11 protein-coding genes and 1 pseudogene are annotated in these 12,925 nt (G+C 37.6%); all 12 read left to right on the top strand.

Annotated elements, in window-relative coordinates; translation table 11 throughout:
• Positions 1-23: 23 nt before the first annotated feature.
• The 12 genes and pseudogenes from Q0505_RS01805 (at position 24) to Q0505_RS01750 (ending at position 12,910) form a co-directional block, all read left to right on the top strand.
• The gene (locus tag Q0505_RS01805; protein ID WP_299208137.1) at positions 24-1,031 is read left to right on the top strand and encodes an alpha/beta fold hydrolase; all 1,008 of its coding nucleotides are present in this window, start codon (positions 24-26) and stop codon (positions 1,029-1,031) included.
• On the top strand, positions 994-3,411 hold the full coding sequence (gene thrA / locus Q0505_RS01800) for a bifunctional aspartate kinase/homoserine dehydrogenase I (RefSeq protein ID WP_299208135.1): 2,418 nt from the start codon (positions 994-996) through the stop codon (positions 3,409-3,411). Before Q0505_RS01805 ends, thrA begins: the two co-directional genes overlap by 38 nt.
• Positions 3,411-4,583: an aminotransferase class I/II-fold pyridoxal phosphate-dependent enzyme gene (locus tag Q0505_RS01795; RefSeq protein WP_299208133.1), complete on the top strand. Its 1,173-nt coding sequence runs from the start codon at positions 3,411-3,413 to the stop codon at positions 4,581-4,583. Before thrA ends, Q0505_RS01795 begins: the two co-directional genes overlap by 1 nt.
• A gap of 122 nt (positions 4,584-4,705) precedes the next feature.
• A complete protein-coding gene (locus Q0505_RS01790; RefSeq protein ID WP_299208131.1) occupies positions 4,706-4,972 on the top strand; it encodes a DUF2061 domain-containing protein in 267 nt (88 codons plus the stop codon).
• A gap of 26 nt (positions 4,973-4,998) precedes the next feature.
• Entirely contained in the window at positions 4,999-5,622 is a 624-nt protein-coding gene (locus Q0505_RS01785) for a phosphoadenosine phosphosulfate reductase family protein (RefSeq protein WP_299208129.1), read from the top strand.
• On the top strand, positions 5,603-6,598 hold the full coding sequence (gene cysD, locus Q0505_RS01780) for a sulfate adenylyltransferase subunit CysD (RefSeq protein WP_299208128.1): 996 nt from the start codon (positions 5,603-5,605) through the stop codon (positions 6,596-6,598). Before Q0505_RS01785 ends, cysD begins: the two co-directional genes overlap by 20 nt.
• Before the next feature lie 87 nt (positions 6,599-6,685).
• Positions 6,686-7,933 (top strand): GTP-binding protein, encoded by a 1,248-nt coding sequence (locus Q0505_RS01775; protein WP_299208126.1) that lies wholly within the window; start codon positions 6,686-6,688, stop codon positions 7,931-7,933.
• Positions 7,934-8,012: 79 nt separating this feature from the next.
• Complete coding sequence (locus Q0505_RS01770) at positions 8,013-10,103, top strand: nitrite reductase (protein ID WP_299208123.1); 2,091 nt, start codon at positions 8,013-8,015, stop codon at positions 10,101-10,103.
• Between the two features lie 17 nt (positions 10,104-10,120).
• The gene (cobA, locus tag Q0505_RS01765; RefSeq protein WP_299208121.1) at positions 10,121-10,903 is read left to right on the top strand and encodes a uroporphyrinogen-III C-methyltransferase; all 783 of its coding nucleotides are present in this window, start codon (positions 10,121-10,123) and stop codon (positions 10,901-10,903) included.
• Positions 10,896-11,510, top strand: a complete 615-nt coding sequence (locus tag Q0505_RS01760) for a bifunctional precorrin-2 dehydrogenase/sirohydrochlorin ferrochelatase (RefSeq protein ID WP_299208119.1) — start codon at positions 10,896-10,898, stop codon at positions 11,508-11,510. The genes cobA and Q0505_RS01760 overlap by 8 nt, the downstream gene beginning before the upstream one ends.
• 5 nt (positions 11,511-11,515) lie before the next feature.
• Positions 11,516-12,571 (top strand): NAD(P)/FAD-dependent oxidoreductase, encoded by a 1,056-nt coding sequence (locus Q0505_RS01755; RefSeq protein WP_299208117.1) that lies wholly within the window; start codon positions 11,516-11,518, stop codon positions 12,569-12,571.
• A gap of 18 nt (positions 12,572-12,589) precedes the next feature.
• A pseudogene (locus Q0505_RS01750) lies at positions 12,590-12,910 on the top strand (ferredoxin).
• The last annotated feature ends 15 nt before the right edge of the window (positions 12,911-12,925 follow it).

Genomic DNA, 12,925 nt, shown 5'->3' with positions numbered 1-12,925 from the left:
CAGCTTTGTTTACAAGATAAACTATGATACAACGTCTTACGATACCATCTTTTCAAACACACACAGGCTATATCTGTGACCTATCGGTGACCTATCAATTATTTGGTAAAGCGCTAGGTACAGCTCCTGTCGTTTTGGTCAATCACGCGCTTACGGGAAATTCTTCGGTCACTGGAGAAAACGGTTGGTGGAATAATCTTATAGGAGAGGGAAAAACCATTGATACCAATAAGTATACAATCCTATCAATAGATATCCCTGGAAATGGGCATGGCGGTGAGGTCGATCATCTGATAACTGAATATAAGCAATTCAATAACCGAGATGTTGCTCGGGTTCAAATTAGAGTGCTCAATCACTTACAGATCGATACGCTTTTTGCCGTCATTGGTGGTTCGTTGGGAGGGCAAATTGCATGGGAGCTTGCAGCACAACAACCTACGCTTATAGAACACCTAATTCCTATAGCTTCAGATTGGAAAGCGACAGATTGGGTGATTGCTCAATGCCATATTCAGGACAGTTTATTGAATAATTCGCTCCAACCTATTCACGATGCACGAATGCACGCGATGACTTTTTATCGTACTCCAGCGTCATTTAAGCAGAAATTTAATCGTACCAAAAAGGATGAAAAAATCTATAATATCCAAAGTTGGTTAACCCATCATGGAAACCGACTTTCAGAGCGATTTTCGCTAGCGTCTTATAAATTGATGAATCAGCTATTACTCAGTTCAGATATTACAGAAGGCGTTAGATCCTTTCAAGAAATCACAAAGAATATAAAAGCAAAAATTCATCTGGTAGCTATTGATACCGACGGTCTTTTTTTAGCAAATGAAATATATGACACACACCTTGCTTTAAGGAAAATTGACGTCGATACAGCATATTATGAAATTCATTCTATTCATGGGCATGATGCTTTTTTGATCGAGTATGAACAGCTTAATAAGATATTAAAAAACATTTTTAAAAATAAAACTCAAAATGAAAATCCTAAAATTTGGAGGAAAATCACTGGCTAACGGAAAAGGTATACAAACGGTAGTAAATATTATTGAAAAGAGAGCTAAAAATGGCGAAGCCATCACTGTGGTCTTATCTGCAAGAGGAACTTCTACCAATGAGCTTGAAGAGATTTTGGAAAAAGCATCCAAAAATGAAAATTATAAAGCCCAGTTGGAAGCGTTCAAGCGCTATCAACTTTTAACAGATTCAACTTTAGATACGAAGGAAGAATTTCACTTACTAGATACTATTTTTGAAGGTGTTTCTTTATTAGGAGATTATAGTAAAAAAATTAAAGATAAAGTCTTATCACAAGGGGAGTTGTTATCTGCGCGATTGGTCACCCATCTTTTAAAAGAGAAAGGGGTTAATGCACACTTTACAGATAGTAGATCTTTAATCATTACAGATGATCAGTTTGGAAACGCACAACCTTTAGATGTCTTATCAAAAGAAAATGTATTGCAGCATTTTAAAAAGTATAATGGCACAACCGTACATATAGTCACAGGTTTTATAGCTTCAAACATTCACCAAGAGACCACCACATTAGGAAGAAATGGAAGTAACTACACAGCCTCTTTATTGGCGAATTTCTTGGATGCTGAAGAGCTTGAGAATTTTACACATGTAGATGGAATTTATACAGTAAATCCAGATTTAGTGCCAGATGCAAAAAAGATAAAAAAACTATCCTTTACAGAAGCAAACGAATTGGCATATTTTGGAGCGAATATATTACATGCTAAAACCATTATTCCACTTATTGAAAAGAAGATTCCGTTACGAATTCTCAATACATTTGATTCAGAAAATGAGGGTACGCTTATTACTTCAGAAGAAAATGAAAATGGGATCAAAAAATTATCGGTATTAGAAAATGTATCTCTCATTAGCCTAGAGGGAAGAGGTCTTTTGGGACGTGTAGGAATCGATGCTCGAATATTTCAGGCGTTAGCGCAAGCAGATATTAGTATTAGTATTATTTCGCAAGGATCTTCTGAAAGAGGTATTGGATTTATCGTAGATCGGGAGAAAGCTATAAATGCAAAGGAAGTATTAGAAGAAGAATTCAAAACAGATATTTATAAAAAAGATGTAAGTACAATCACTGTAAGAAACGAGGTGTCTGTTATTTCTATTATTGGACAAGATTTGAGCACCTTTCACAAACCTTATAACAGGCTTATTAAAAATCAGATTGTTCCATTATTACTCAATAATTCGGCAACAGGAAAGAATGTAAGTCTAGTCATTCTTAAAAACCAATTACATAAAGCACTTAACGTGATTCATGGGGAAATCTATGGAATCACAAAAAAAATCAACATAGCTATATTTGGTCACGGACTCGTGGGAGGTACCTTGATAGATCAAATCTTGACATCTACAAAAGAGATTGTAAAAAGGAAAAACATCCAATTACATATTTTCGCAATAGCGAACTCAAAAAAAATACTATTAAAAAAAGACGGTGTTGATGGTCAATGGGAAACGGCATTAAAAGAAGAAGGAATTCCCTATTCTGTAGATGATGTGATACACTATGCAAATACACATCATTTAGAAAATCTAATTGCCATTGATAATACAGCGAGTAAAGAGTTTATTAATAACTACACCCACTTGATAGCTCACGGGTTTGATTTGGTGTCTTCCAATAAAGTAGCAAATACGATGGACTATACTTTTTATAAAACCCTTAGGAATACGCTAGCCGATCATCAAAAGCAATACCTATATGAGACCAATGTAGGTGCTGGATTGCCATTAATAGAGACCATAAAATTATTGCATCTTTCAGGAGAAAATATCACCAGGATTAAAGGCGTGTTTTCAGGATCCTTAAGTTATTTATTTAATACATTTTCAAAGCAAGACACCCCATTTAGTGAGGTATTGCAAGAAGCGATGAACCGTGGTTTTACAGAGCCAGATCCCCGTGAAGATTTATGTGGCAATGATGTAGGAAGAAAATTATTGATCCTCGCAAGAGAATTGGATTTGAAAAATGAAATGGATGATGTAACGATTCATAATCTTACCCCAGAACACCTTCGAGAAGGAACTGTACAAGAATTTATAAAAAGGTTGGATGAATTTGATGCGGTATTTTCTCAAATAAAAGCAACTCAAAAACAAGGACACGTACTTCGATATATAGGAGATTTACACGGAGACCTATCTCAGGAAAAAGGAATTTTAGATGTACAACTCGTATCTGTACCAAAAGATAGTTCGTTAGGTCAAGTAAAAGGCTCTGATTCTATATTCGAAATATATACAGAATCTTACGGAGATCATCCTATGATCATTCAGGGTGCAGGTGCAGGTGCAAGTGTTACCGCTAGAGGTGTTTTGGGTGATATTTTAAAAATTGCGACTAGCTTGAACTAATGGAATATAAAAACCCCGAAACAATCGCCATACGTACACAGTCAGAACGTACGCAACATCAAGAGCACTCAGTGCCTGTGTATCTGACGTCAAGTTTTGTATTTGATGATGCCGAGGATATGAGAGCTTCTTTTGCAGAAGAAAAACAACGCAATATCTATAGCCGGTACACCAATCCCAACTGTGCAGAGTTGGTAGAAAAAATGTGCTTGCTGGAAGGTGCTGAGGCGGGAACAACATTTGCCACAGGGATGAGCGCTATTTTTAGCACATTTGCTGCCTTATTGAATAGTGGTGATCACGTACTTTCGGCACGCTCTATTTTTGGCAACACGCATACCTTATTTACAAAATATTTTCCAAAATGGAATATCTCACATACCTATTTTAATGTCAAATCACTAGAAGATTTAGAAGGTTTAATTCGACCAGAAACAAAGATTTTATATGTGGAGTCGCCTACAAATCCTGCGACTGATATTGTGGATTTAGAGATGTTGGCTACGCTTTCGCGAAAGCATAACCTGATTTTTATTGTAGATAATTGTTTTGCGACGCCGTATTTGCAACAACCCATCAAGTTTGGAGCTGCTATTGTAATTCATTCTGCAACCAAATTATTAGATGGACAAGGGCGTGTGATGGGAGGCATTGCCGTAGGAAAAGCAGACCTCATAGACACGGTATATCGTTTTGCAAGAATAACAGGACCAGCATTATCTCCTTTTAATGCATGGACGTTATCAAAGAGTCTAGAAACACTCGCTGTACGAGTCGAAAAGCATTGTGAAAATGCATTGCAACTTGCCATACGATTAGAAAAACACCCTAAAATACAACAAGTGCGATATCCTTTTTTACCATCGCATCCGCAGTATGAATTGGCTCAAAAGCAAATGAGACTAGGAGGGAATATTGTCACGATAGAAGTAATAGGAGGTTTAGAAAGCGGACGTGCATTTTTGGATGCTATTGAGATGTGTTCTTTAACAGCAAACCTTGGTGATACGCGAACAATTGTGAGTCATCCCGCAAGTACAACACACGGAAAATTAAGCACTGAAGAACGTCAACAGGTAGGGATTATGGATGGTCTTATTCGTGTGTCTGTAGGGCTTGAACACATAGAGGATATCGTACAAGACATTGAAAAAGCATTAGTTAGCATCTAGGTTTTTTAAACTTTAACATAAAAAAATTAAATTTTTAGGATGCTATGTGACTTTAAATTTTAACTTTGTTATTCTATTATCCTAGTAATCCTATAGGATATTAGGTATTTTAAATTTTAATTATGATTTTAGACCAATTCATTCTTACAAAAAATAAAGTAAAAGAGCCTTCTTATAAAGAAGTGAAATCCTCAGAAAAACCAATTCGCAGTGTTGTAAAAGCATTGAGTTGGCGATTTATTGGCACATTGGATACCCTTATCATTTCGTATATCCTGACGGGAGAATTAGGAATAGCCACATCTATCGCGTCGATTGATTTTGTCACAAAAATGATTTTATACTTTTTTCATGAACGGATTTGGAATCTTGTGAAATGGGGTAAATAATAGTGCATACCTAGAAACATAGAAAAATGATAACAACAGAAGAACTACTGAAAATAAATAAAGAATTAAGACAAAAGACGCCGTTGGAAATTTGCAAATGGGCAGTTGCCTATGGTAAAAATCCTATTGTGACCACCAATTTTAGACCTTATGAGGCCGCCATCTTATTTGCGTGTGTCAATGCGAGCCCTAAAATTCCTGTCGTATGGTGTGATTCTGGGTATAATACGCCCGCTACCTATGCGCATGCTGAAAATCTCATAGAAAAATTACAACTCAACGTACATCTTTACGTCCCCAAACAAACCGTAGCACATCGCGCTGTAACCATAGGGATTCCAGACATAGATGATCCTAAGCATACTCTTTTTACAGAACAAGTAAAGCTAGAACCTTTTAAAAGAGCGATGGGCAAATTACAACCTGATGTATGGTTTACCAATTTAAGAAAAGGACAAACAGCACTTAGAAATACATTAGACATTCTAAGTCAAGATAAAAATGGTATGCTTAAAGTAAGTCCGTTTTATTATTACAGCGATACAGAACTTGATGTATATCTAGAAGAAAACGCCTTACCTAATGAGTTTGATTATTTTGATCCAACAAAAGTGCTGGAACATCGCGAGTGTGGATTGCACAGTAATTAAGCGTAAGACAGACATGGAAATAGGAACAAAAGACATAAAGACAGTAGATACTTTGGAAGCTATAGAAACAGAGAACAATACGGCAACACTTGCAATCAATCCCTTGGAGAGTGAAGCTATTTATATATTTAGAGAAGTGGTTGCGCAGTTTGAAAAACCTGTACTGCTTTTTTCTGGAGGAAAGGATTCAATTACTTTAGTTCGACTTGCGCAAAAGGCATTTTATCCAGCAAAAATCCCATTTCCTTTATTACATATAGATACGGGACATAACTTTCCAGAAACGATTGCTTTTAGAGATAAACTCGTAAAAGAGTTGGGTGTAGAATTGATTATACGCTACGTACAAGATTCGATAGATCAAGGAAAAGTGATTGAAGAAAAAGGAAAATATGCTAGCCGTAATAGTTTACAAACGACAACGCTTTTAGATGCGTTAGACGAATTTAAGTTTGATGCTGCGATTGGAGGCGCTCGTAGAGATGAAGAAAAAGCAAGAGCCAAAGAACGTATTTTTTCTGTACGCGATGACTTTGGACAATGGGATGAGAAAAATCAACGTCCAGAACTTTTTGATCACCTTAATGGAAAAATAAGTCTCGGTCAGAATGTACGGGTATTTCCAATAAGCAACTGGACAGAATTGGATGTTTGGAGTTATATCGCCAAAGAAAAAATAGAGATTCCTTCCATCTATTTTGCGCATACACGCAAGACATTTGTAAGAGACGGTATGATCTGGTCGGCAGATAAAGCCGTATATAGAGAAGAGGATGAGGTTGTTGAAGAGCGCTTGGTGCGTTTCAGAACCGTAGGAGACATGTCCTGTACGGCAGCGGTACTTTCTGATGCAGCAACTTTAGAGAAAGTGGTACAAGAAATAAGAGTATCCACCATTTCAGAAAGAGGCGCAAGAATCGACGATAAACGATCTGAAGCCGCCATGGAAAAACGAAAGCAACAAGGATATTTTTAAAGAGTACGCTTTCGCGAAAGCGTAAAAAGGATTTTTGAAAACAGGACAAACAGATTAAAAAGAAGAAGGTCATTATATATAGATATCATGGAAGTATTAAAAATAGCAACAGCAGGAAGCGTAGATGATGGGAAAAGTACCTTGATAGGGCGTATTCTATACGACACACAATCATTAACAACTGATAAATTAGCAGCGATCGAAGCAAAGAGTAAAGCAAATGGATTTGACTATTTAGATTTTTCACTTGCCACCGATGGGCTTATTGCAGAGCGGGAGCAAGGCATTACGATTGATGTTGCACATATCTATTTTTCGTCAAAAACAAAGAGTTATATCGTAGCAGATACACCAGGGCATATTGAGTATACACGTAATATGGTGACAGGCGCTTCTACATCGCAGGCGTCTATCATTTTGGTAGATGCACGTAAAGGAGTGATAGAGCAAACTCATCGTCACTTTTTTATTAATAATCTGTTGCGTGTAAAGGATATTATTGTTGCGATTAACAAAATGGATTTAGTCGATTTTTCAGAATCTGTATATGAAGAGATCAAAGCAGATTTTCAGAAGATGATTGATAAAAGTGGATACAAAGAACAAAATATCACCTTCATTCCTGTGAGTGCATTATTAGGTGATAACGTAGTCATTTCTTCTGAAAACACTACTTGGTATAAAGGAAACACACTTCTTGATCATCTAGAAGGACTCGAAGCGCAAGATGTATACGAGCAATCTCAAATGCGTTTTCCTGTACAGATGGTCATCCGACCTAAACAAGCCGACTTTCATGATTTTAGAGGATATGCGGGAAAGGTATATGGAGATGACCTTGCCGTAGGAGATGAAGTGACCATTTTACCTTCATTAACAACGTCTCGTATCAAGGAAATTTACTTTTTTGATCAAAAATTTGAAAAAGCTGGAAGGGGAAGTTCGTGTACCATTACCCTTAAAGATGATTTGAATATCAATAGAGGGGATATGATTGTGAAGAATACAGAAAAACCCAATATAGGGAAACAATTACAGGCAAAAATATGCTGGATGGATACCAAAGAATTACAGACAGGCACTCAATATTTTTTACAAAGTGGGAGCAATCGAATTTTAGTTAAAATAAAAGAAATATCAGGGGTGATTCACACCGATTTTTCTGGAGAAGATACCACTGTAAATTCCTTAAAATTAAACGAAGTAGGGAATGTACATATTCTCACGAGTCGACCTCTAGCCTACGATTCTTATATGCAGAATAAGATTTCGGGATCTTTTATACTGATTGATGCGCATACAAATACCACCGCAGGGGTGGGGTTTGTAGCATAAAATGATATGTAAGTGCTTTGAAATGCTATGAAAAGTATTACAGTTTTTGGGAAAGAAAACGCTTTAAAAAAGAAAAAGAATGCAAAGTTTTAGAACAGAAATAGAAAACCCAATAGTAGAAAAAGACATTATCGAACTTGCCGATAAGATTGAACTTTTTCATAAAGGGAAGTTGGACGAAGAGCGTTTTAGAAGTCTTCGTCTGGCGAGAGGTGTGTATGGACAGCGTCAACCAGGTGTGCAAATGATCCGTATTAAACTTCCGTATGGTAAAGTCTCAAGTGCACAATTACACAGAATAAGTGAGGTGTCTGATGAATATTCTAGAGGGCGCTTGCATATCACTACACGTCAAGATATTCAGATTCATTATGTAGATCTGGATCGTACGCCAGAATTATGGACACAATTAGAAAAGGATGATATTACCTTACGAGAAGCCTGTGGCAACACAGTACGTAATGTCACCGCTTCTGAACTCGCGGGCATTGATCCAGAAGAGCCTTTTGATGTATCTCCGTATGCAGATGCAGTGTTTAAATTCTTCCTAAGAAATCCTATTGGTCAAGAATTAGGACGTAAGTTTAAAGTCTCATTTTCTTCGTCAGATCGTGATACGGGACTGTCCTATATGCACGATCTAGGATTTATCGCCAAAATAGAAAATAACATTCGAGGTTTTAAAGTGATGCTCGCAGGAGGATTAGGATCACAGCCTAGACATGCCGATGTACTTTATGATTTCTTACCATCAGATAAGATCATTCCGATGATGGAAGGTGTGATTCGTGTCTTTGATCGCTACGGCGAACGTAGAAGTAGAGCAAAAGCACGTTTAAAATTCTTACTCAAAGACGTCGGACTCGATGCTTTTAAAGAACTCATAGATGCAGAGCAGAAAGCGCTCTCACAACATACCGTGCCTATTGATTTTGAAACATATTCTGCTACGATTCCAGCAGAAGTAACCGCGATTCCTGAAGTACACATAGAAGATCAAAAGTCATTCAATCTTTGGAAATCTACTAATGTCATTCCTCAAAAGCAAGAAGGATATGTAGCCATAGGAATCAAAGTGTTACTAGGTGATTTTTATACGGATAAAGCACGACTCCTCGCAGACCTTGTACAACAATATGCTGCGAGTGAACTTCGATTGACGCTACGTCAAAACATAGTGATTCCGTATGTAAAGGAAGATTTGATTCCATTTTTCTATCAAGAATTGAAGAAACTTGGATTTGCAGAAACGGGGTACAATAAAGCAGTGGATATTACAGCATGTCCCGGTACAGATACGTGCAACTTAGGGATTGCAAGTAGTACCGGGATTGCTGAAGAGTTAGAGCGTGTCCTCAAAACAGAATACCCACACTACCTAGAAAATAAAGATCTGGTGATTAAAATAAGTGGCTGTATGAATGCGTGTGGACAACACAATATGGCAAATATTGGTTTTCAAGGAATGTCTGTTCGCACCAAGGATAAGCTAACTGCTCCAGCTTTACAAGTACTTTTAGGTGGTGGAAACAATGGGAATGGACAAGGCGTTTTTGCTGATAAAGTCGTAAAAATTCCAAGTAGAAGAGGTCCCGAAGCCTTACGAAGAATCCTTAATGATTTTGAAGCAAATGCCGACGAAAAAACATTTCAGGAATATTATGCCGCTCAAGGCGAAAAGTATTTCTACCAGCTTTTAACCGATCTTTCTAATATTGATAATCTCACACAAGAAGACTTTATAGATTGGGGAGAAGAAGAGAAATATGTAAAAGCAATAGGCGTAGGAGAATGTGCAGGTGTGGTAATTGATTTGATAGAAACCCTCTTTTTAGAATGTGAAGAGAAAATTGAAAACGCAAGACAATCCCTAAAAGATGCTGTGTATTCCAATGCGATTTACTATGCATATAGCTCGTTGATAAATGCCTCAAAAGCAATTCTCATTTCAGATGGAGAGCGTACCAACACACAAGCAGGTATTGTAAAACAATTTGATGAACTGTATGTGATTACTGATAAAATCCCCCTAGGAACTTCGTTTCACGATTTAATATATCAGATACAAGAATATGCTCCAAGTAAGGAGTTTGCCACTAGTTATATTAAAAACGCAACACAATTTCTGCAAAAAGTAAGAGCCTATCGAGTTGCAGAATTGGTGTCCTAAAAGGATGAAACGAACAGATGAAAACAGCAAAATTAACCGTAGTAGGCGCAGGTCCAGGAGACCCTGATTTGATCACCATCAAAGCCATTAAAGCATTAGCTTCAGCAGATGTCGTGTTATACGATGCCTTGGTAAATCCAGTCTTATTAGATTATGCTCCTAATGCCGAAAAGATCTTTGTAGGTAAGCGTAAAGGCTGTTATAGCTATCAGCAAGAGCAAATTAACGACTTAATTGTAGGTCGAGCTTTGAGTCATGGTCATGTGGTACGTTTAAAAGGCGGTGATCCGTTTATTTTTGGAAGGGGTTCTGAAGAGTTGGATTATGTGCGTGCATATCATATAGAAACAGCCATGGTACCTGGCATTTCATCGGCGTTGGCAGTGCCGGCGTATCAAGGAATTCCGTTGACTAAGCGCGGAAGTGCGGAGAGTTTTTGGGTCATTACAGGAACCACAAAAGCACACCGACTATCTACAGATATTGCCTTGGCAGCGCAATCTAATGCGACCGTTGCGATCCTGATGGGAATGAGTAAATTGAGTGAGATTGTTTCCGCTTTCGCGAAAGCGGGTAAAGAAAAATCACCCGTAGCCATCATCCAAAACGGAACACGAAATGATGAGAAAACAGGCTTTGGAACTATTGAAACCATTGAAAAAGTAGTGCAGGAAAAACAACTCTCCTCCCCAGCGATTATCGTCATTGGGAACGTAGTAGAAGATAGAAGTATCCTCTCTGAAACCGTAGCTTCTATTGAAGAAAAAGGATATCATCAAACCCCATTAAGATATGCATAGGGATCAACACCATACGCTCGTTGGCGATCAACGCAATACTTTATATCCTGTCTTTTTAAAAGTACGTAATCTTTATGTGCTGATCGTTGGTGGAGGCAATGTTGCCGAAGAAAAACTACGATTTTTGCTCAAATCCAGCCCAGATGCAAAAGTGACGATGATCTCACCCATGTATCGTGAGGAGACCATAAAACTGGCAAGAAAGTATCGGGTAACGATGCTAGACGGCGTTTATAAAAAGAAACTTCTGAAAGGGAAACATATAGTCATTGCAACGACAGATGTGCCAGAAGTGAATATCAAAGTGTATACGCATTGCCGAAAGAAAGATAAATTGGTGAATGTAGCAGACAACCCTCCGTATTGTGATTTTTATATGGGAGGTATTGTGACGAAAGGACATGTGAAAATAGCGATTTCTACCAATGGGCAATCGCCTACAACAGCCAAACGACTACGTCAGTTTTTTGAAGAGGTGATCCCAGATAAAGTAGATGATTTGGTTCAGAATTTAAACGAATACAGGAAAACCATCAAAGGTGATTTTGAAGAAAAAGTCGAAACCTTAAATGAGTTTACCAAAGGATTAATAGAAAAAAAAGCTTAAAAGAAATGATTACAACAGATATATTAATAATTGGCGCAGGGCCTACAGGATTATTTACTGTTTTTGAAGCAGGATTATTAAAACTAAAATGCCATCTTATCGATGCATTGCCTATCCCAGGAGGTCAGTGCGCAGAGATTTACCCTAAGAAACCCATTTACGATATTCCTGGTTTTCCAGACGTGTTAGCGGGTGATTTGGTCGATAATCTCATGAAACAGATTGAACCTTTCAAACCTCAATTTACCTTAGGAGAGCGCGCAGAAACGTTAGAAAAACTAGAAGATGGGACGTTTGTCGTAACCACCAATAAAGGAACAAAACATCATGCACCTATAGTCGCTATTGCTGGCGGCCTCGGGAGTTTCGAGCCTCGTAAACCACTACTAGAAGAGCTCTCTAAATTTGAAAATAAAGGGGTGGAATATATTATTAAAGATCCAGAACTATACCGTGATAAAAAAGTCGTGATTGCAGGAGGTGGAGATTCAGCGTTAGATTGGAGTATTTTCTTGTCCAATGTTGCAAGTGAAGTAACCTTAGTACATAGACGTACTGAGTTTAGAGGTGCCTTAGATTCTGTAGAAAAAGTACAGGAATTAAAAAATTTAGGAAAAATTAATTTGGTAACGCCTGCAGAAATTAAAGGCATCTTAGGCGATACTCATGTAACAGGAGTCGTTGTGGAGAAGATAGGAGAAGATCCGTTCATTTTAGATACAGATCATTTCATACCTTTGTTTGGGCTTTCGCCAAAATTAGGACCTATAGGAGACTGGGGATTAGAGATAGAAAAAAATGCTATCAAAGTTGATAATACGTTAGACTATCAAACGAATATTCCGGGAGTGTATGCTATAGGCGATGTAAATACCTACCCAGGCAAATTAAAATTGATTCTTTGTGGTTTTCACGAAGCTACCTTAATGTGTCAAAGCGCTTATAAACGTATTTTTCCGGATAAAAAATACGTAATGAAGTATACCACGGTAGGAGGCGTTGAAGGATTTGATGGAACAAAAAAAGAAGCGCCGAAAGCTATTGTAAGAGCAATCGTCTAAGCGCTGGAGATATAGAAGATGTAACTGTATATAACAGATAGAGAAGGAGTGCAACACAAAGTGTTAGCGCCTACAGATATAGCTATGAATCTAACGGAAGTTGTTCGTTCGTATGAACTCGCTCCAGAAAGTACCATCGGTGTTTGTGGAGGTATGGCAATGTGTGCTCCCTGACAATGTTACATCATATCAAAACATCCATTGAATGAGATGGAAGATGATGAAGAAGCAATGCTTGCAGAAGCATTTCATGTACAGGAAAATAGTAGATTAAGTTGTCAGATCCCTATCATAGAACATCTCAACGGATTAAAACTAATAGTAGCTCAAGAAGTTTAAAACAAGAATTTGAAT

This window comes from uncultured Dokdonia sp. (assembly GCF_937910895.1).
Lineage (GTDB): Bacteria > Bacteroidota > Bacteroidia > Flavobacteriales > Flavobacteriaceae > Dokdonia.
This window is presented reverse-complemented; position numbering and strand designations above follow the sequence as displayed.

Coding starts and splice junctions, on each gene's coding strand:
- Q0505_RS01805 (WP_299208137.1), top strand. CDS start 24: ATGATACAACGTCTTACGATACCATCTTTTCAAACACACACAGGCTAT.
- thrA (WP_299208135.1), top strand. CDS start 994: ATGAAAATCCTAAAATTTGGAGGAAAATCACTGGCTAACGGAAAAGGT.
- Q0505_RS01795 (WP_299208133.1), top strand. CDS start 3,411: ATGGAATATAAAAACCCCGAAACAATCGCCATACGTACACAGTCAGAA.
- Q0505_RS01790 (WP_299208131.1), top strand. CDS start 4,706: ATGATTTTAGACCAATTCATTCTTACAAAAAATAAAGTAAAAGAGCCT.
- Q0505_RS01785 (WP_299208129.1), top strand. CDS start 4,999: ATGATAACAACAGAAGAACTACTGAAAATAAATAAAGAATTAAGACAA.
- Q0505_RS01775 (WP_299208126.1), top strand. CDS start 6,686: ATGGAAGTATTAAAAATAGCAACAGCAGGAAGCGTAGATGATGGGAAA.
- Q0505_RS01770 (WP_299208123.1), top strand. CDS start 8,013: ATGCAAAGTTTTAGAACAGAAATAGAAAACCCAATAGTAGAAAAAGAC.
- cobA (WP_299208121.1), top strand. CDS start 10,121: ATGAAAACAGCAAAATTAACCGTAGTAGGCGCAGGTCCAGGAGACCCT.
- Q0505_RS01760 (WP_299208119.1), top strand. CDS start 10,896: ATGCATAGGGATCAACACCATACGCTCGTTGGCGATCAACGCAATACT.
- Q0505_RS01755 (WP_299208117.1), top strand. CDS start 11,516: ATGATTACAACAGATATATTAATAATTGGCGCAGGGCCTACAGGATTA.